We start from the raw sequence: 19,952 nt of genomic DNA on the forward strand, positions 1-19,952 counted from the left end.
TACCAAAGAAAACGGAGGATACCTATGATGAAAAAAGCTGATATTGTACTTTTAAAATATGGAGAAATTGCACTAAAAGGGCTGAACCGGCCGATGTTTGAGCAGCAGCTCCTGCGAAACCTTTCCAAGGCGCTATCTCCCGCCGGCCGGTTTCATATTCAAAAATCCCAATCCACCATTTACGTAGAACCCATGGACGATACCATTGACATGGAGGACGCCATAGATAGAATGCGCAAAGTTTTTGGTATTGTCAATATTTGTCCTGCTGTTTCCTGTGAAAAAGATATGGACAGCATTGCCCAAACTACCATTGCATGTCTTAAGTCTATGGACACGCAGGGAAAAAGTTTTAAAGTAGAAGCTAAAAGGGAGGACAAGCAGTTTCCACTTAATTCGCCCCAAATCTGCCAGCAAATGGGTGGTGTTATTTTAAAAAATGTAGACGGCCTTCATGTGGATGTGCACAATCCCGATATTCTGGTTCAAATTGAAATTCGAAAAAAAGCATATATTTTTACTGAAAAATACAGCGGTGCCGGCGGAATGCCCATTGGAACCAATGGCAAAGCCGCTTTGCTGCTCAGCGGCGGCATTGATAGTCCCGTAGCAGGATGGATGATTGCCAAACGAGGTGTTGCTATTGATGCAGTCCACTTTCACAGTCATCCTTATACCTCAGACCGTGCCAAAGAAAAAGTAATTGATCTTGCAAGAATTCTTTCTGTATATACGGGAAAAATAAATTTGCATATTGTTCCCTTCACCGAGATTCAGCTTGCCATTATTGACAAATGCCCCAGAAATTATTTGACCCTAATCATGCGCCGGATTATGATGCAAATCGCAGAACGTATCGCAGTCAATTCCAAAGCCGCGGCACTGATTACCGGTGAAAGCATCGGACAGGTGGCCAGCCAAACCATGGCAAGCCTTGCAGTCACCGACAACGCAGTGAGCATGCCAGTGTTTCGCCCCTGTATCGGTATGGACAAAGAAGAAATTGTACAGATTTCCAAAAAAATTGATACCTACGAAACTTCCATACTTCCCTACGAGGATTGCTGTACTATTTTTGTTCCCAAACACCCAAAAACCCACCCGGATCTTAAAGAAATCCTGGAAGCGGAAAAAGCTCTTGATAATCTGGAAGAAATGATACAAAAAGCAATAGACGGCGAAGAAGTTGTCTACATCAAACCATAGGAGGAATGCATATGAATTTTGAAATCATATCGGTAGGAACCGAGCTTTTGCTTGGACAGATCGTAAACACCAATGCACAGGTTATCAGCCGCATGCTGAGCGAGCTTGGGTATAATGTCTATTATACCACCGTTGTAGGCGATAATCCCGACCGTCTTCAATCCGCATTGGAACTTGCAGCTGGACGGGCTGATGGCATTATAACAACCGGAGGCTTGGGACCTACCGGTGACGATTTAACCAAAGAAACCATTGCCCATTACTGCGGGAAAAAATGCATTATGCACGAAGAAAGCAAACGCCGCATTGAGGAACGCTTTGCCTCTCAAGGGCAATATATGCCCAAAAGCAATTTAAAACAAGCCGAAATGCCCGAAGGTTGTATTGTCCTGCAAAATGACCACGGAACCGCACCCGGGGCGATTATTGAAACTGAAAAAAATATTTTCATCATGCTGCCAGGGCCGCCCAGTGAGATGCGCCCCATGCTCCTTGAGCAAGTACGGCCGTATCTGGAAAAACGTGCCGACTGTATTATTTATTCAGAAAGCCTTCGTATATTTGGCGTGGGAGAATCGGCGGCAGAAGAAAAACTAAAAACCATCATTGACCGCCAAACCAATCCTACCATTGCACCGTATGCCAAAACCGGCGAAATGGAACTTCGGCTTACCGCCAAGGCGTCAGATACGCAACAAGCAAAAAAGATGCTTCAGCCTCTTGAAACAGAAGTAAGAAATATTTTAGGTGACTTTATCTACGCCAAAGGAGAAAACGCCTCGCTGGAAAAAACGGTTGTGGATCTGCTTCGGACGTCCGGGAAAACAGCTGCCACAGCAGAAAGTTGTACCGGTGGCTTGGTTGCCAAAAAAATAACTGATATTCCCGGCGCCTCCGCTTGCTTCCCATGTGGAATGATCACTTATTCCAATGAACAAAAGCAGGCTCTCCTTGGAGTCACTGCGGAAACTTTAGCGGCACACGGTGCTGTTTCTTCCCAAACCGCCCTTGAAATGTGCCGCGGCGTCCGTGAGAAAACAGGAGCGGATATTGGCATTGGAATAACAGGCATCGCAGGCCCAGACGGCGGCACGGATGAAAAACCTGTTGGTCTGGTATATATCGGTATATGTGCCGAAGGCGTTCACCGTGCATTTCGCTTTTATTTGGCAGGCGACCGAAATATGATCAGAGAGCGCGCCAGCCTGTATGCCCTTGACATTATCCGCCGCTATCTTTTGAATAAATTAGACGTAGATTATATTTGGTAATGTTTTACCATTAATTTTATAAAAGATGGATTACCAAATGGCATTTGGCAATAACCATTGAGCAAAAATACCACAAATTATAATATAGAGCCGGATTCCAGATGAATTCGGCTTTTTATTCACAAAAAACCCCGAAAGGCATAAGCCTTTCGGGGTTTTGACCTTCTTATCAAAACAACTGAACTATCAATTATTTTTCAGTAGTCTCTTCGGTGGTTTCCTCGGTAGTTTCCTCAGTTACCTCTTCGGTATTTTCCTCGGTAGTTTCCTCAGTTACCTCTTCAGTATTTTCCTCGGTGGTTTCCTCAGTTACCTCTTCGGTATTTCCCTCGGTGGTTTCCTCAGTTACCTCTTCGGTATTTTCTTCAGTGGTTTCCTCGGTTACTTCTTCGGCAGGAGCTTCACCGGTCAGTTTAGCCATTGCATCTTTTACAATCTGGACATCCAGCTTGGTTACGCCGTCAATAATTTTAGCAGCTTCTGCTCTGGTAGCGTTTGCATTCGGGCCAAAGGTGTTGTCCTCATAACCATTGATTACGCCCATGCCAACCAGTGCCAGAACATAGTCTGCAGCGTAGTCAGCGATATCAGCTGCATCGGTGAATTCCAAAGCAGCGCCTTCTGCCGGAGCGGCATCCAGAACACGACCCAGAACGGTGCAGATATCCTGACGGCTGATCTGCTCGTCAGCACCATAGTAGGTATCAGAAATACCTTTTACATATCCAGCCTCAGCAACAGCGATAACGTAAGGAGTATACCAATCATCTGCTGCACAGTCGGTGAATGCGCTGGTGGTAGAAGTTGCAGTCAAACCAAACAGCTGTGCGATCATCTTAGCAAATTCCGCACGGGTTACATTGCCATCCGGATTGAAAGAGGTCTCAGAAACGCCATTTACAATACCCAGTTCTTTCAGATTCATAATAGCGGCATATGCCCAGTGACTGCTGGGAACATCGCTGAAATCACCAGAAGGAGTTACACTCGGTTCTTCCTCTACGCCCTCTACAAAGGTTACGCTTACGGTAACATCAGAAGACGGCATGGTGAACTGCTTGTTCTCAACCGGAACATTGGTTCCAGCAGAAGTCTTAACGGTAATTACATCAGTCTTATAACCTTCGTCCGGAGTGGTGGTAACGGTTACAACATCACCGCTCTTTGCAGTTTCCGGAACAGTAAAGGTACCGTTTACGCTCTCGGTGGTCTTAATGTTATAAGACTTCGCAGTGCTGGTACCACCGCCGCCGCCGGAAGGAATACCGCTCGGAGGATTGCTGCTGCCGCCGCTCTTTGCAACGGTCTTGCTGGTGGTAGAAGTTGTTTCATCCACCATAACAGTAGCACCGTCTACTTTCACCTCAAAGTTGATAACTGTACCAGCTGCTACGTCAGCGCCAAAGATGGTCTTTGCACTGCCCAGAACAAAGGTCTTCTCCAGTTCTGCAGCTGCTTCTTCGGTTGCGCCAGCCATTACAAATTCTGTGCCATCAGCAGGCAGAGTAACTGTCTTGTCAGCAGTAGAAACTGTAACAGTAACTTTAGAATCTACTGCACTGTATTTTGCTTCGTCTCTCTTTACTACTACGCTGATTTCCGTTGTATTGGTAATATTCAGCGGATTAACTACATAAGATACCGTACCGTCTTTGATTTCAGCCGGGATTACTGTAGCCTCTGCATTTAGTGTCTGTGCTTCAGCAAAATTAAAGAACTTATTGTCAGATTCACCGCTGATAGAAACCGCAATGGTTGCTTTATTCTCAGGATCGCTTCCTTCGGTAACTGTACCTTTGTTCAGCGTTCCAGTAACAGTCAGATCTGCTGCTTCCAAAGTATAAGTATCAGTGATTTCACCCTTAGAAACTGCAACGGTGGGGTTAGCTGCCAGGAAAGCAGTCTTGATCTCGTCTTCTGTGTAGTTATCCTGACTGTCAGCAACCGCATTAAAGGTAATGCTGTTTACTGTACCCAGAGTACCATCGGTAATCGGCTGAAGAGTAACGTTTGCAACTGCAGTTAAACCAGCCGCCGCTGTAATCGGATCAACCGGAGCCAGAGTACCGGTAAATACCTGAGCTTCTGCAGACATAGCGTCATAATCAGCCGGAGCAGTCCATGCACTTACTGCAACTTTGGTATCTTTGATCTTATCAGGTGCTGTAACAGTCACTTCTTTCGGCAGAGCCGCAATCACTTCATCAGCAGTAGCACCAATAGAAGCCGTTGTAAACTCAACCGGAGCAACCGCTGTAATCTCAGCAGATTCTACAACAGATACACTAATTTTGTTGGTTCTATCTAAAGTCTTTAAAGCACCATTTGCCATATTAATTGCTGTAAAATCAGAGAAAGAAAATTCTTTTGCACCAGTAACAGCATCTGCTTTTACATTAAATTTAATTTGGCATACTGGAGCATTTTTACTTACATTGTAAATATTACCTGCAGTTCCTGCCCTTACATAGCCTGCTGTATTAACATCAACCGTTGTTTTGGGAAGACCAGCATATTCCTCGGTATCCGGATTATAGCCATTCGACCATGTTCCAGCTTCTGCTGTAAATGCACTACTATCATAAGTTAACTCAAACATCAAATTTTGAATTTTGATATCAGAATCATCTTTTGCCGTAACAAAAAAGTCTACTGTAAATTCTCCACCGGCTTTTACAGCAGTTGCGCTCGGCGTCATGTAAATTTTAATTTCAGAATCTGCTGTTGAATCTGCAGCAAATACATTCACAGCTACTAAACTTACAAGCATTGCAATTACAACAACAGCTGACATTATTTTCTTCAAATTTCTCATTCTTGCTTTACTCCTTTCGGTAAAAACCTGCATCTATTCTCTATTTAATTACTTTTCCACAAAATAACAATTTCATTTGCATCTGATCCATTAATTGTTCCTTTAGGATCAGCAAGATCAGCTCTTTCACGAATTTCATCTGGTGTCAATCCTTCAATGCTACTAAAATCGAAAGTTTGTTTCCAAATCATAACAGCTGCATTTGCATCTGTACCATTGATTACACCATCATTATTGACATCGCCGATCTTTCCGCTTGGCTCAGGTTCGCCTGCGCTTGCATTAGCAAGATCAATGATAACTGCCTGTGCCGCTGTAGCGGTTGCCGCATCGGAACCCATCTTGACTACCAAAGTAGAATCTGGATTTACGGTCAAACTACCGTTCTTTGCCAGCTTAAAGGAAATGGTGCCATTATAAGTAGAATTCGCATCCTGATCGATCGCACGGATAGAACCGGTTTCAATATTGTCTTCCGCAGTCCAAGCACTACCATCGCCTTCAAACAGATACGCCAGCATGGTAACCTGATTGGTGGCTTCTGCGCCATCGATGGTATATGTCATTTTAACCGTATAAACGCCTGCATCGTCTACCGTTGCAGTTGCCGCGGTAATAGCAATGCCGGTACCGTCTACCATATCTTCGCCCTGCATAACATTACCGTCTCCCTCTGCCAAAAGATCCACGTTCGCATTTGCTTCTTCAGCAGGAACTTCCTCAGCGGGAGCCTCGGTCTCATCAACAACAGGAGCTTCCTCTGCAGGAACTTCGGTCTCGTCAACCACAGGAATTTCTTCTGCGGGAGCCTCGGTCTCGTCAACAACAGGAGCTTCCTCTGCAGGAGTCTCGGTCTCGTCAACAACAGGGACTTCCTCTGCGGGAACTTCAGTCTCGTCAACAACGGGAGCCTCGGTCACTTCTTCAGCAGGAACTTCTACTGCAGGAACTTCAGGGACTTCTGTTTTTTCTTCTTCAGCCGCAAAAGCGCCTGTTCCCATCAAACCTAACATTGCGACAGCTGTCATTGCCGCACCAAATTTCTTAAATTTTTTGTACTCTTTCATTTTTTTGCCTCCTAAATAATTCAAACTAACGTTTTTTCTTTTTTTCTAATCAATAGATCGCCTTACCACAGATGACCTTGTACCACAATTATTATTTAGTCTTCGGCCTCCTCCTTTCCGTCAGAATGTTTATGCTGTACAAATACGGAAAAGAGGTATACTGTATCCTACAGCAACCGATAACTCTCCCGTATTTTAATTTATTTCATATCTATACTCTTGCATTATACTACTTTATCAATCTTTTTTCAATAGATTTTTTGAAATTTTTTATTTTTTTTATAATCTTTATTGACTTTCAACCATTTTTTTCATATTCTTTCGTCCGATTGAATAAAAATAGCTACACAAACCCAGATACTTGTGTTTACATAATGCAATTCTGTAGAAAGGATGAACGAGCATGGAGACCATTTTTAACTATAAATCGTTACAGCGAGCCATCACCGCCTTTCAGGAAAACTATCCCAACATTCCAGTTTTCTGTATTGGAAAGAGTATACAAAACAGAAAACTCTATGCGCTGAAGCTGGGACACGGAAACAAAAAAATATTTTTCAATGGTGCACACCACGGCATGGAATGGCTGACTGCCAAACTTCTTATGCAGTTTGCCAAAGACCTTGCCGCAGATACCTATAGCACACATACTCTTTTAGACGCCTGTACCCTCTATCTTGTTCCCATGGTAAATCCTGACGGAGTAGAAATTGCCGTTTCTGGAAAACAGTGGCAAGCCAACGCACGTGGGGTGGATTTGAACCACAATTATGACGCGCTGTGGCATCTTTCCAAACAAGGAGAACCGGAAGCAGGTGTTCTGGGGCCGGGGCCCACCCGCTTTTCCGGACCTTTTCCCGAATCCGAACCGGAAAGTCGCGCTATTGCTGACTTTACCCGCCAAAATTCCTTTGATTTGGTAATGGCTTTTCACAGTCAGGGCGAGGTCATATACTGGGATTTCTGCGGCTTTGCACCGGACAAATCCTTTGTTTACGCGAAACGCTTTGAGGCCGTCAGTCCATATCGCATGGATTCTCCCAAGGGAATCGCTTCCTACGGCGGATACAAAGACTGGTTTATCCGCACCTTTCGCCGCCCCGGCTTTACCATTGAAATTGGCCAGGGGGAAAACCCTCTGCCGCCAGAAGATTTTCCCAAAATATACGCACGTACGCTCCCGCTCATGCTGGAAGCTATGAAGTTGTAAAGAAAGAGGAGTCTGTCATAAAAAAGACAGCTCCTCTCAGACTGTCGAAAAAGTCGTTATACCGCAAGCGAGACAATAAAAACAAAACGCACTTCCTTTTCATAAACTTTATGTTGTCGTATAAAATGACGCCGGATTCATCGAGAAACCGGCGTCATTGCTTGCTTTTCCCGCAATCGCTCTCTACCGTACCTTTGTACGCTGACGAAAGCAATTGCGGAAAATCTAACTTCCTTTTTCAACATCTGTCAGCGTGTCGATACTTTATCGACACGCTGAGAGGAGTCTGTCATAAAAAAGACAGCTCCTCTTTCTTATTTTATACTATCGATTTAGCATCTGCATAAACTCCTCACCCGTAATGGTTTCCTTCTCCAGCAAAAATGCCGCCAGCTCATGCAGTTTGTCCATTTTATCCTTTAAAATTCCGATCGCTTTTTCATGGGCATGCTTGATCAATTCTACCACCTCGCGGTCAATATCCGCCGCGGTCTGCTGGGAACACGCCAATGACGCATCACCGCCTAAATATTCGTTCCCCACCGTTTCCAGCGCAGTCATATCAAAATTTTTGCTCATGCCCAAGCGGGTTACCATACTCCTTGCCAACCGTGTCGCCTGCTCGATATCATTGGAAGCGCCGGAGGTAAAGGTGCCGAACACCAGCTCTTCTGCCGCACGACCGCCTGTTAAAGTGGCAATTTTATTAAATATTTCCTCCTTACTCATCAAGACGTTTTCTTGTTCTGATACCTGCATGGTATATCCCAGTGCTCCTGATGTCCGGGGTACGATGGTGATTTTATGCACCGGAGCGGAATTCGTCTGCAGCGCCGCAACCAACGCATGCCCTACCTCGTGATAGGCCACAATTTGTTTTTCCTTCTGGGAAATGACCGCATTTTTACGCTGATATCCTGCAAGAACCACCTCGACAGATTCTTCCAGATCTGCCTGAATCACAGTATCCCGTCCGGCACGAACCGCCCGGAGCGCCGCCTCGTTCACCATATTTGCAAGCTCGGCTCCTGATGCGCCAGAGGTTGCACGGGCAATTGCTGTATAATCAATATTCTGATCCATCTTCACATTCCTGGCATGGACACGCAGAATCGCTTCCCGTCCTGCCAGGTCCGGAAGCTCCACCGGAATCCGGCGGTCAAACCTGCCGGGACGCAGAAGCGCCTTGTCCAGTGTTTCCGGACGGTTCGTAGCCGCCAGAATGACCACGCCTTTACTGCCATCAAAACCATCCATTTCTGTCAGCAACTGATTCAGCGTTTGCTCCCGCTCATCATTTCCGCCCACTCCGGCGCCGTCACGTTTTTTTCCAATGGTATCAATCTCATCAATAAAGACAATACACGGCGCCTTCTCCTGCGCCTGTTTAAACAACTCCCGCACGCGGGCGGCACCCCGGCCTACAAACATCTCTACAAACTCTGACCCGGACACGGAAAAGAACGGTACTTCCGCTTCTCCAGCCACTGCTTTGGCAAGCAGTGTCTTTCCGGTTCCCGGCGGACCTACCAAAAGCGCTCCCTTGGGCAAAACCGCACCGATTTTTTTATACCGGGCAGGATTGTGCAAAAAATCTACAATTTCTGAAAGCGCATCTTTTGCTTCTTCCTGTCCCGCTACATCTGCAAAAGTAGTTCCTGTCTGCGCCTTGACATAAATTTTTGCCTTGCTTTGACCAAAGGACAAGGCATCGCCGCCCATACGCTTCTGCATCTGCCGCATCAGCAGCTGTCCGACGGCAACCATCAGCAGCAGTGGGAAAACCCATGACAGAATAAAGCTCAGCAACGGAGAATTCTGTTTTGGAATCACCTTGCCAAATTCTACGCCGGCCTCGTCCAGCTTATTCACCAAATCCGGGTCGTTCATATTTCCGGTAATATAGATCCTGTCCTTGCCTTGGCTGTCTTTGCTGAGCACACCGATCTGTGTATCCTGCACTTCTACCTGCTGTACTTTCCCATTCTTTAAATCATCTAAAAAAACATTATACCCCACCGTTTCCGGCTTGAACATGGTGGGCACCAGTATGGCATTAAGCAGAAGAATGATCAGCAGTCCTACAATATAATAAAATATCAGCGGCCGCTTCGGCGTTCCCTTTTGTTCCATATAACAATCACACTCCTATCCTGGTTCTTGTTTGTCATTGTTGTTTTTTCCGCTGCTGCAGCCGTCCATAAAGAAGGATTCCGGCACCTGCCAGTACGGTCAGTCCAGCCAAAATCTGGCTTACCCGAAGATTCCCTATGTACAGCGAATCCGCCCGCAGGCCTTCAATCCACATTCTGCCAAGTCCATACCAAATTAAATAACCGCAGAAAACCTCACCGCGAAAACTTTTCCATCTTTTATAAACCAGCAAAATTACAATTCCTGCTGCGTTCCATAAAGACTCATACAGAAAAGTGGGGTGAACCCCCTGGGCAATGATTTCTCCGTCCTGGCGAATAGACATTGCCCAGGGCAGCTGGGTGGGGCCGCCAAAGGCCTCACCATTAACAAAATTACCCCAACGGCCGATGGCCTGTCCAATCAACAGACCAACTGCCAGAATATCCAGCACTGCCCCCAAAGACAGGTGTTTGCGCCTACAATAGAAAAAAATCACCAAGCAGGCGCCGATCACACCGCCGTAAATGGCGAGACCGCCGTTTCTGATATCAAATACCGACAGCAAATCGTCCTTGTACATATCCCAGCTGAATATGACATAATACAGACGCGCACATACAATCGCGACCGGTACTGCAATCAAAATCATATTCAAAAGATCGTCCTGGCTCACCCCAGTCTTTTTTGCCTCCCGTATGCCGTAAACAATGGCAAGGATCAAGCCCAGGGCAATTAGCAAACCATACCAGTACACCGATATGCCAAAAATATGAAAGGCCGCACGGTTTACTTCAAAGGTCAGTCCCAGTCCGGGAAAGGTTATCACATTATTCATGTTTCCATTCCCCCTACGCCGGACGAATCACCGAAAGTACGCTGTTTTCCGTATCAAAATGCTCCTTCAGCCGCAGCGCTACCTCTTCTTCGGTTACGCTATCCACCATATCGCCTACCATTAGCGGCTGATAGCCTGCAAAGATATGCCGAATAAAGGCATTGCCCATACTTTCCACGTTGTTGAAAATACGGATATTTCCCGATTTTAATACCTTCCTTGCACGACTGAGCTCCTCTGCCGGAATTCCGTTGTTCTGCAAGCTCCGCAGACGCTCTTTCACCTTCTCATAAACCGCCTGGGGATCTTTTGATTCCCCGCCGATCAGGCTGAACCCGTATGCCTTGGTAATATCCGTCTCGGCATCAAAGGTATTATCAATCAGCCCTGTCTCATAGAGTTCCATATAAAAATCGCTGGTCTTTCCAAACGCGGTTTCCAGAATCAGTTCGGTGGCGATTTCCTTTTTCAGCATTGCATCGCCTGATACCGCCATCTGATTGTCCTTGAACCCGATCCGGAACATGGGCTGGGATACCGTCAGCTTCTGCTCAATATATTCCTGCACTCTCTCCTGCGGTTCTTCCACTTGCGGCCTTGCAATTTTCCCCAGATTTCGGCTGACATCCACATATTTATCAACACACTGAAGTGCCCGCTCCATATCCACATCGCCCACCAGAACCAAAACCATATTCGCAGGGTTATAAAAAGTGTTATAGCACTGATACAATACCTTAGGGGTGATATGAGAAATGCTCTCCACTGTACCTGCAATATCAATCTTGACCGGATTGTTATGAAACATGGCGGTCAGCGTATTAAAGAATACACGCCACTCCGGGTCATCTTCGTACATTTTGATTTCTTGACCAATGATGCCCTGCTCCTTTGCCACATTTTCATCTGTAAAATATGGATGATTCACAAAATCCAACAAAATTTCCAGGTTCTCATAAAACCGGTTCGTGCAGGTGAAAAGATAAGCAGTCATATCAAAGCTGGTAAAAGCATTGCTGCTTGCCCCCGTTGCCGCAAAACGGTCAAAGGCGTTGCCGCCGCCCTCCTCTTCAAACATTTTATGTTCCAGATAATGGGCAATTCCATCTGGAACTGTCGTCATTTCTGTTTCGCCCGGCACCTGAAACACTCGGTCGACCGATCCGTACTCTGTTCCATAAATCGCATAATATTTACTAAACCCTTTTTTGGGAAACACATAAACCGAAAGGCCGCTGTCATGCTTAGCATAAAGCATTTCCTCCTGGAGACGTTCGTTTTTTTGGCATTTGATTTCCATGGGCTTATTCCTCCTTCCCGCCGCTTGGCATACCTTTTAAGAAATATACTGTATCCAGCGCTGTCTTTTGCATCACCGCACTGATCTGTTCTTTGGTCACCTTTTTCAGACATTCCAAAAGCTCCGTCAGGCTCTGCTCTGTACCCATGATTGCCTGGCTTAAGTAATAATCCTCCATTGCCCGCATGCTGTCCTGCATAGCATTTAACCCAGTTTCCAAATATTTTCGTGCGGCTTCCATTTCTTCCGGTTCAATCTCGCCTTTTCGCATTTTCTCAAGCTGTACCATAATCTCATCGTATGCCGCCTGATAATTTTTGGTCTCAATTCCGGAGCTGATCATCATCACACTTTTCATTCGATCTGTCCGGCAGGCCGCATAATAGGCAAGGCTCAGCTTCTCCCGCACATTATTGAACAATTTGGAAAAAGGACTGCCGCCAAAAATACAGCTGCCAAGCATCAGCGCATAGTATTCCTCTGAAGCCGCCGGAACACCACAGCAAAGTCCCATTGCCAGCTTGCTCTGTGCCGCCGGGATTTCCTCGGTAATCACCTGGGGCTCCGCTTTTTTCGAAACAGCCGCCTGTGTATGGATATATCCGCCGCTTCTGGGAGATAAACGGCTCTGAAAGGCCGTAAACACCTCATCAGATGTCTGCGCGTTCACCGTACCACCCATGAAAATATCCACCTTGGCATTTTCAAGCACTTCGCGGTAAAAACCATACAGCCGCTCCGGTGTAATCCCGTCCAAATCTTCCACATATCCCGCTTCAAACATGCCATAGCCGTCCCCGCCAAACATGGCTTCCCGGCATTTGACATCAGCATATTCCTTTTTGTCATTGATCAAACCTAAGATAGCATTTTTCAGATTGTTTTTTTCGCTCTCTACATATTCGCTAAGAAAACCCCCGTCCTTCACCAGCGGCGAAAAAATGAACTCCTGCAAAAAGTCCGCCGCCTGCCGGGTAAGGTTTTCTCCGATATAGGCGTCTGCGATATATTCTATGGTAAAATACAGCACCTCGCCGTCGCCCTTCATCCGGACGCCTGCGCCCAAAGAAGCGCTGTACATATCCGCAAGGTGTCTTGCCATGTCACGAAGCTTGGGGTATTTTTCTGAACCACGCTTTAACACGGACGGCAGCAGCGCCGCCATGGTTACCGTTTCCCGTTGCAGAGGAATATGAAAATAAACACTTAAGCTGTTGGTTTTGAATTTACTGTTTTCAAGGATCCGAAGATCCACTCCGGAACAAACCGGTCTGGTTTGCATCGCGCTCAACTCCTTTTTATAGCATAAAGATAGTATACCATATTTTAGCAGGAAAATGCAACAGAGAAAACACTTTCCAAAGCGAATTCATAAAACTTTTTCGATTACAACACAAAAACGCCCCGATGCTATGCACCAAGGCGTTTTGTTTCCATCTCATTAATCAGCCCGGAGGCCAGCCCAGATTCCGGCCCGCCAGTAGATGAAAGTGCAAATGTCCCACCGTCTGGCCGCCGTCTTCGCCGCAGTTGTTCACGATGCGGTAGCCTTTTTCCGCAAAGCCCTCTCGGGCCGCCAGTGACGCAGCCACCGTGAAAATATGTCCCACCACCGCGGCATTCTCTTTTGTCAGTTCATTGGCCGATGCAATATGCTCTTTGGGCACCAGAATAATATGGGTCGGCGCCTGCGGCTCAATATCCAAAAAAGCATATACCTGATCGTCTTCGTATACCTTGGTGGACGGTATCTCACCCCGGATGATCTTACAAAACAAGCAGTCTTCCATTGCGCTTCTCCTTTCTGCCGGTCTGCACCGGCGCTTTATCTCTCCTACAGAAACCTTCTGCACATTATACACCCAGCTGTTCTGCTACCAAACCAGCTACCTGACTCAGCGCTTCTTCTGCCTTGGCCGGGTCTTTGCCGCCAGCCTGAGCCGACTCTGGCTTTCCGCCGCCGCCGCCGCCCATGGTCTTGGCAACCACAGAAATAATCTTGCCGGCATGGGCACCCTTGGCCGCCGCTTCTTTGGTGGCCATAGCAATGATATTTACCTTACCGCCAACCTCAGATGCCAGCACGATCACCGCATCCTTTTGCTGCTGCTTCAAATTATCCCCGATCTCACGCAGGGTATTCATATCCATACCGGGATCCAAAAGCCGTGCCGCAACCAGCGTACCTCCCACCTCCTGGGCGCCGTCCATAACACTGCCCAAGGCATCCTTGGCAAGCTTACTCTTTAACTGGTCGATTTCACGGCGGCATTCCCGCAATTCTTCATGCAGACCGTCAATCTTGTGCACCAACTCTTTGGGAGTGGTCTTTAACGCACCCGCCGCATGATGCAGTATAGCCTCACAGGAATCTAGCGCCTGCAAAACACCCATACCCGTTACACCTTCAATTCTACGGACGCCGGCAGCAACACCGCCCTCTGACAAAATCCGGAACAGGCCTAGCTTGCCGGTAGATGCCACATGGGTACCACCGCACAGTTCGATGCTGTAATCGCCCATTTTTACCACCCGGACCCTGTCTCCGTATTTTTCACTGAACAACGCAACGGCGCCAATTTTCCGAGCCTCTTCTAGAGAAGTCTCAAAACAGTTGACCGGAATATCTTCTAAAATTTTCTCATTGACCTGCCGCTCAACCTGCGCCAGCTGTTCCGGCGTCATGGCCTCAAAATGAGAAAAGTCAAACCGCAGCCGCTCCTCTGAAACATAAGAACCTGCCTGGGCTACATGGCTGCCCAGCACGTTTCGCAGTGCCGCCTGCAAAAGATGCACTGCAGAGTGGTTCCGCCCAATGGCACGGCGGCGATCCACATCGATCTTTGCCGTGATTTTGGCACCTGTCTTAATGGTGCCTTGTTTTACCATACATTTATGCAAAAACTTCCCGTTTTTCTTCTTGGTATCCAAAACAGCAAGCATACAGTCTGCATTCTGCAAAACTCCAGTATCCCCGATCTGACCGCCGCTTTCCGCATAAAAACAGGTCTTGTCAAGAACCACTATAATCTCATCGCCAGTCTCTGCCGTTTCTGTCAGACCTCCGTCCTTTCCGATTCCCAAGACGACTGCTTCGGTTTCCACAGCATCATAGCCGGTAAATTCCGTATTCCCTTCAAATACCGCAAAAATATCCTCTTCCCAAGCGGCATCTTCCATATCCCCCCGGGCACTGCGGGCACGGCTTCTCTGCCGATCCATTAATTCCTTAAACGCATTCTCATCCACCTGCATATCGCTTTCAGCAAGGATTTCCTTGGTCAAATCAATGGGGAATCCATAAGTGTCATACAGCTTAAAGGCTTGCTCTCCGGGAAGTTCTGTCTTGTTTTCCGCTTTCAGCGCATCAATATACCCTTTCAAAATTTCCAGACCCTGGTCAATGGTCTCGTCAAAACGTTCCTCTTCCGTTTTGATAACCTTTTCAATATAATTGAAATTCCTCTCCAGCTCCGGATAAGCCTGCCGGCTTTCATTGGCTACCACCCGCGCCAACCGATACAAAAACGGACCTTCAATGCCCAGCAACTTGCCATGGCGGGCTGCCCGGCGAAGCAGCCGGCGAAGCACATAGCCCCTGCCCTCATTGGAAGGAAGAACACCATCCGAAACCAGGAAAACAGTACTCCGAATATGGTCGGTAATTACCCGAAGGGAAACATCCGTATTCCGATCCTTCCCATAGGTAAGCTTTGCCATATCGGCAGCGGCATCCAAAATTCTGCGAATGGTATCTACCTCAAAAATAGAGGTCACACCCTGCATAATGCAGGCAATCCGCTCCAACCCCATACCAGTATCAATATTGGGGTGCGCCAAACGATTATAATTTCCATTCTCATCCTTGTCAAACTGGGTAAATACCAGGTTCCAAAATTCCACATACCGGTCACAGTCACAGCCAACCGCACAGTCGGGTTTGCCGCAGCCGTATTCCTCCCCCCGGTCAAAATAGATTTCTGAACAAGGGCCGCAGGGACCGGTTCCAATCTCCCAGAAATTATCCTCTTTGCCAAGGTAAACAATACGGTCAGGAGAAACACCCACGTTCTTGACCCACAAATCTACCGTTTCCTTATCCTCTTCATACACACTGACCCAAAGCCGATCCTCCGGGATCTCCAGCACTTTGGTGATAAACTCCCACGCCCACTGGGTCACCTCTTTCTTAAAATAATCCCCAAAGGAGAAATTGCCCAGCATTTCAAAAAAGGTTCCATGTCTGGCAGTCAGTCCCACACACTCTATATCAGGGGTACGAATGCATTTCTGACAGGTGGTGACGCGCTTAGACGGCGGCGTTTCCTTTCCTAAAAAATATGGTTTCAGCGGCGCCATGCCTGCATTGATCAGAAGCAAGCTGGCATCCCCCTGTGGCACCAGCGGAAAAGACGGCAGCCGCAGATGCCCCTTTGATTCAAAAAATGCCAGAAATTTTTCCCGTATTTCATTCAAACCCAATTTTTCCATCGTTATCCCTCTTTTTTTACATTCTTTCCTTTGTCTTCCGATTATTATAACAGGGAATCGCCTATCCGTCAAGCACCAGCTTGCACAGATTTCATGCAAAAAAATCCGCCTCCTTGTATCGGCGGCGGATTTTCGTTTTTGACTTTATCTTTTTAACAATACGTCCTTTTCGTATGCTTTAATCTTTTCAAACCATCCAAAATCATCCGGAACATTGTTTTTTGCGCAGAAATAATCCCACACATCTCCTAGCGGCAAAAGCTTCATTGCCTCGGAAAGCATCATCAGTTCTGTGGTATTGCCCGCTTCCTGCAGCGCTTTCATTTTTTCATGAGGCATCAGCAAGGCGCTCAGCAGGGCTTTCTGCATATTTCTGGTTCCCACAATCCAGGCCGCTACGCGGTTAATGCTGGCGTCAAAATAATCAAGACCAATCAGCACCCGATCCATGGCATCATTGCGCACAATCTCCTTTGCGATCTCTTTCAGTTCATCATCCAGCAGAACCACATGATCACTGTCCCAGCGCATGGGGCGGGTTACATGCAAAGGAAGCTTGTCAAAATACAAAAGCAGGGACGGGATCTTGTCGGATACCATCTCGGTGGGATGATAATGACCATTATCCAAAAGCACATATACATTTTTGCGGGAAGCCGCATAGCCCATATAAAACTCATGAGAGCCAACGGTATATGCCTCAAGGCCAATACCAAATACCTTGGATTCTACACAGTCAATGATATATTTGCTATCATATTCCACCGAAAAGATTTCGTCAAGGGATTCCTTCAGCCGCCGGCGCGGGCCCAGCCTATCCGCCGGGATATCCTTGTACCCATCCGGGATCCAAATATTATTCAGGCAGGGCGTCCCCAGCTGCTCGCCGATATAAGCCGCGATTTTTCTGCAGGCCTTGGCATGCCGGATCCAGAAATTTCGGATCTCATCATCCGGGCTGGAAAGGGTCAAGCCGCCGTCCGCCTTAGGGTGAGAGAAAAAAGTAGGGTTAAAATCAATCCCCAGCCCACGGGCTTTGGCATAATCCACCCATGCCTGGAAATGCTTCGGCTCAATGGCGTCCCGGTCTACCGTCTCATCTGTAACCAAATAACTGGCATGAATATTGATCCGGTGTTTCCCAGGAATCATGGCCAACGCCTGATCAAAATCAGCAAACAGCTCCTGCGGCGTCCGCGCTTTTCCCGGATAGTTTCCCGTTGCCTGAATTCCGCCGGTCAGCGCACCGTCATTTTCAAAACCGGTCACATCATCGCCCTGCCAGCAATGGATGGAAATCGCTTTGTTTTCCAGCGCCGCAATGGCCGCATCCGTATCAACGCCCAGCGCCGCATATTTTTCTTTTGCTTCTTCGTATCTGTTCATACGATCAAGCTCCCTTCATTACTAAAATATTATATTATGGTTCTATTTTTTTTATTGGAAAGGATGCGCGGATGAAACTGCGTGCTTCCTCCACATCCGCAACGGTGCCGTCTGCCATCAGCTGTGCCAAAACATTGCCCAGCGCAGTGGCTTCTACCGGTCCCGCATATACCGTTTTTCCGGTTGCCCGGGCGGTCAGCTCATTCAAATACCCGTCTTGGCACCCGCCGCCTACGATCCGGATACAATCATATTTCCTACACAAAATCTTTTCTATCGATCCGGCGGACTGGGCATAACACTTTGCAAGGCTTGCATAGGCGCACTGCATCACCTCACCGATGCTTTCCGGCACCTTCTGCCCCGTATCCCGGCAATAGCTCTGAATGGCATCTATCATGTTTTTCGGCGCCATAAACCGGGCGTCGTTGACATCCACGCGGGAAGCAAACCCACTGTTTTCCCGTGCCATACGTTCCAAATCATTAAAGGAATATTTGTCCTCCAAATTCCGCTTGATGGACTGGATAATCCAAAGGCCCATAATATTGCGCAAATACCGATACCGGTAATCCACGCCGCCTTCGTTGGTCAGATTTTCTTCCCGGCTTTCCTCGGTGCAAATCGGCGTTTTATTCTCCACGCCCATCAAAGACCAGGTTCCAGAACTAATGTAGATGCCTTCGCCATTTTCCATAGGCACAGACAACACCGCACTGCCGGTATCATGGGTGGCCGGCAGAATCACCTTGCAGTCAAAACCGACCTCCGCCTGGATTTCCGGCGTAAAGTTTCCTACCTCAGTTCCCGGCATAAAAATTTCTCCGAACAGACTCTCCTTGAGTCCCAGCTCACGAATCAGTTCCATATCCCAAGTCCGGGTTTTGGCATTTAAAAGCCCCGTTGTACTGGCATTGGTATATTCGATCTTTTTCTGTCCGGTCAGCAAAAATTTGAAATAAGACGGCAGCATCAGCCAGCTTTCTGCCTGGTCAAGATATTCCGGATTCTGTTCCTTTACCGCCATCAGCTGATAAATCGTGTTAAACGACTGCTTTTGGATGCCCGTCCGAGCATACAATTCTTCTTCCGAAACGATTTCCGAAACCTTTTTGTCCATGCCCTCGGTGCGAGAATCCCGGTATGCCACCGTATCCCCCAAAATCCGGTCGTCTTTATCCAGCAAAACAAAATCCACGCCCCAGGTGTCGATTCCCATGCTGTACGGAATTTTCCCGGCTTTACCGCAAGCCTTGATCCCGTTTAAGATTTCTTGAAACAGCCTGTCTATCTCCCAGCACAGGTGCCCGTTTTTCTCCACCAGCTGATTTTTAAAACGATACATCTCTTCTAATACAATTTTTCCGTTCTCAATTGACGCCAGCATATGCCGTCCACTGGATGCACCGATATCCACCGCCAAATAATACTTTGCCATTGTAAATCCCCCTTAAACCATATAAAAATTTATCCAATTTCCACTTTGGTATTGCCGCGAAAATCTGTCCAAATCCTCATTGACAAACCTTGCAAGTCCTATTATACTAATAATAGAAAATAATTTCAACTATGCATAAAAGGAGTGTTTATCATGAAAATTGCTTTAATCAACGAAAATTCCCAGGCTGCCAAAAATGAACTGATTTGCAGTACCTTAAAATCTGTGGTAGAACCCATGGGCCATGAGGTTCTTAACTTCGGTATGTATACCGCAGAGGATGATACCCAGCTTACCTATGTTATGAACGGGCTTTTGGCTGCCATCCTGTTAAATTCTAAAGCCGTTGACTTTGTTGTTACCGGCTGCGGTACCGGTCAAGGTGCAATGCTTGCACTCAATTCCTTCCCGGGTGTGCTGTGCGGCCATGTCACTGATCCAACCGATGCTTATCTCTTTGCGCAGGTGAACAACGGTAATGCCGTAGCAATGCCATTTGCGCAAAATTTTGGCTGGGGCGCAGAGCTGAATCTCCAGTACACCTTTGAAAAACTGTTCTCCGGCGAATTCGGCCTTGGCTATCCCAGAGAGCGTGCCGTACCCGAACAGCGGAACAAAAAGATTTTAGATCAGGTCAAGACCATTACCCACCAGGATATTATGACCGTTTTAAAGAATATTGATCAAGACTTTTTGAAGACCGCCGTCAGCGGCAAGCAGTTTGCCGATTTGTTCTTCCCGAACTGCCAAGTTCCGGAGATTGCAGACTACATTAAAAATGTTCTCGACTAAGGAGG

At 47.1% G+C, this 19,952-nt stretch carries 14 protein-coding genes; 4 read left to right on the top strand and 10 right to left on the bottom strand.

Annotation, left to right across the window (positions count from 1 at the left end; translation table 11 throughout):
• The first annotated feature begins 27 nt into the window (after nt 1–27).
• Nucleotides 28–1,206, top strand: coding sequence for a tRNA uracil 4-sulfurtransferase ThiI (thiI, locus tag INF28_RS06065; RefSeq protein ID WP_226392622.1), 1,179 nt, complete (start codon nt 28–30; stop codon nt 1,204–1,206).
• 11 nt (nt 1,207–1,217) lie between these two features.
• Entirely contained in the window at nt 1,218–2,477 is a 1,260-nt protein-coding gene (locus INF28_RS06070) for a competence/damage-inducible protein A (RefSeq protein ID WP_226392575.1), read from the top strand.
• 190 nt (nt 2,478–2,667) lie between these two features.
• Here the strand turns inward: INF28_RS06070 and INF28_RS06075 are convergent, their stop codons facing one another.
• The gene (locus INF28_RS06075; protein ID WP_226392576.1) at nt 2,668–5,292 is read right to left on the bottom strand and encodes an S-layer homology domain-containing protein; all 2,625 of its coding nucleotides are present in this window, start codon (nt 5,290–5,292) and stop codon (nt 2,668–2,670) included.
• A 44-nt stretch (nt 5,293–5,336) separates the two neighbouring features.
• Complete coding sequence (locus INF28_RS06080; protein ID WP_226392577.1) at nt 5,337–6,359, bottom strand: hypothetical protein; 1,023 nt, start codon at nt 6,357–6,359, stop codon at nt 5,337–5,339.
• 403 nt (nt 6,360–6,762) lie between these two features.
• On the opposite strand from INF28_RS06080, the gene INF28_RS06085 reads away from it, so the two are divergent.
• Nucleotides 6,763–7,569, top strand: a complete 807-nt coding sequence (locus INF28_RS06085; protein ID WP_226392578.1) for a M14 family metallopeptidase — start codon at nt 6,763–6,765, stop codon at nt 7,567–7,569.
• A 324-nt stretch (nt 7,570–7,893) separates the two neighbouring features.
• Here the strand turns inward: INF28_RS06085 and ftsH are convergent, their stop codons facing one another.
• The 8 genes from ftsH to rhaB all read right to left on the bottom strand — a co-directional run bounded on the left by ftsH (nt 7,894) and on the right by rhaB (nt 19,155).
• Nucleotides 7,894–9,702, bottom strand: a complete 1,809-nt coding sequence (gene ftsH / locus INF28_RS06090; protein ID WP_226392579.1) for an ATP-dependent zinc metalloprotease FtsH — start codon at nt 9,700–9,702, stop codon at nt 7,894–7,896.
• A gap of 34 nt (nt 9,703–9,736) precedes the next feature.
• Nucleotides 9,737–10,540: a prolipoprotein diacylglyceryl transferase gene (gene lgt / locus INF28_RS06095; RefSeq protein ID WP_226392580.1), complete on the bottom strand. Its 804-nt coding sequence runs from the start codon at nt 10,538–10,540 to the stop codon at nt 9,737–9,739.
• A 13-nt stretch (nt 10,541–10,553) separates the two neighbouring features.
• Nucleotides 10,554–11,840, bottom strand: coding sequence for an EF-P 5-aminopentanol modification-associated protein YfmH (gene yfmH / locus INF28_RS06100; protein WP_226392581.1), 1,287 nt, complete (start codon nt 11,838–11,840; stop codon nt 10,554–10,556).
• Nucleotides 11,841–11,844: 4 nt separating this feature from the next.
• The gene (yfmF, locus tag INF28_RS06105; RefSeq protein WP_226392582.1) at nt 11,845–13,122 is read right to left on the bottom strand and encodes an EF-P 5-aminopentanol modification-associated protein YfmF; all 1,278 of its coding nucleotides are present in this window, start codon (nt 13,120–13,122) and stop codon (nt 11,845–11,847) included.
• 163 nt (nt 13,123–13,285) lie between these two features.
• Nucleotides 13,286–13,630, bottom strand: a complete 345-nt coding sequence (locus tag INF28_RS06110) for a histidine triad nucleotide-binding protein (protein ID WP_226392583.1) — start codon at nt 13,628–13,630, stop codon at nt 13,286–13,288.
• A 64-nt stretch (nt 13,631–13,694) separates the two neighbouring features.
• Nucleotides 13,695–16,331, bottom strand: a complete 2,637-nt coding sequence (alaS, locus tag INF28_RS06115; protein ID WP_226392584.1) for an alanine--tRNA ligase — start codon at nt 16,329–16,331, stop codon at nt 13,695–13,697.
• A gap of 144 nt (nt 16,332–16,475) precedes the next feature.
• The gene (locus INF28_RS06120; RefSeq protein WP_226392585.1) at nt 16,476–17,717 is read right to left on the bottom strand and encodes an L-rhamnose isomerase; all 1,242 of its coding nucleotides are present in this window, start codon (nt 17,715–17,717) and stop codon (nt 16,476–16,478) included.
• 34 nt (nt 17,718–17,751) lie between these two features.
• The gene (rhaB, locus tag INF28_RS06125) at nt 17,752–19,155 is read right to left on the bottom strand and encodes a rhamnulokinase (RefSeq protein WP_226392586.1); all 1,404 of its coding nucleotides are present in this window, start codon (nt 19,153–19,155) and stop codon (nt 17,752–17,754) included.
• Nucleotides 19,156–19,308: 153 nt separating this feature from the next.
• Here rhaB and INF28_RS06130 point away from each other — a divergent pair, with 153 nt between their 5' ends.
• Nucleotides 19,309–19,947, top strand: coding sequence for an RpiB/LacA/LacB family sugar-phosphate isomerase (locus tag INF28_RS06130; RefSeq protein WP_226392587.1), 639 nt, complete (start codon nt 19,309–19,311; stop codon nt 19,945–19,947).
• Nucleotides 19,948–19,952 lie beyond the last annotated feature (5 nt).

Source organism: Ructibacterium gallinarum, from assembly GCF_014982785.1.
In the GTDB taxonomy this organism is placed as follows: domain Bacteria; phylum Bacillota; class Clostridia; order Monoglobales; family Monoglobaceae; genus Ructibacterium; species Ructibacterium gallinarum.

Bases quoted from the DNA above. Each gene is read 5' to 3' on its own strand.
- thiI (WP_226392622.1), top strand. From the start codon at position 28: ATGAAAAAAGCTGATATTGTACTTTTAAAATATGGAGAAATTGCACTA.
- INF28_RS06070 (WP_226392575.1), top strand. From the start codon at position 1,218: ATGAATTTTGAAATCATATCGGTAGGAACCGAGCTTTTGCTTGGACAG.
- INF28_RS06075 (WP_226392576.1), bottom strand. From the start codon at position 5,292: ATGAGAAATTTGAAGAAAATAATGTCAGCTGTTGTTGTAATTGCAATG.
- INF28_RS06080 (WP_226392577.1), bottom strand. From the start codon at position 6,359: ATGAAAGAGTACAAAAAATTTAAGAAATTTGGTGCGGCAATGACAGCT.
- INF28_RS06085 (WP_226392578.1), top strand. From the start codon at position 6,763: ATGGAGACCATTTTTAACTATAAATCGTTACAGCGAGCCATCACCGCC.
- ftsH (WP_226392579.1), bottom strand. From the start codon at position 9,702: ATGGAACAAAAGGGAACGCCGAAGCGGCCGCTGATATTTTATTATATT.
- lgt (WP_226392580.1), bottom strand. From the start codon at position 10,540: ATGAATAATGTGATAACCTTTCCCGGACTGGGACTGACCTTTGAAGTA.
- yfmH (WP_226392581.1), bottom strand. From the start codon at position 11,840: ATGGAAATCAAATGCCAAAAAAACGAACGTCTCCAGGAGGAAATGCTT.
- yfmF (WP_226392582.1), bottom strand. From the start codon at position 13,122: ATGCAAACCAGACCGGTTTGTTCCGGAGTGGATCTTCGGATCCTTGAA.
- INF28_RS06110 (WP_226392583.1), bottom strand. From the start codon at position 13,630: ATGGAAGACTGCTTGTTTTGTAAGATCATCCGGGGTGAGATACCGTCC.
- alaS (WP_226392584.1), bottom strand. From the start codon at position 16,331: ATGGAAAAATTGGGTTTGAATGAAATACGGGAAAAATTTCTGGCATTT.
- INF28_RS06120 (WP_226392585.1), bottom strand. From the start codon at position 17,717: ATGAACAGATACGAAGAAGCAAAAGAAAAATATGCGGCGCTGGGCGTT.
- rhaB (WP_226392586.1), bottom strand. From the start codon at position 19,155: ATGGCAAAGTATTATTTGGCGGTGGATATCGGTGCATCCAGTGGACGG.
- INF28_RS06130 (WP_226392587.1), top strand. From the start codon at position 19,309: ATGAAAATTGCTTTAATCAACGAAAATTCCCAGGCTGCCAAAAATGAA.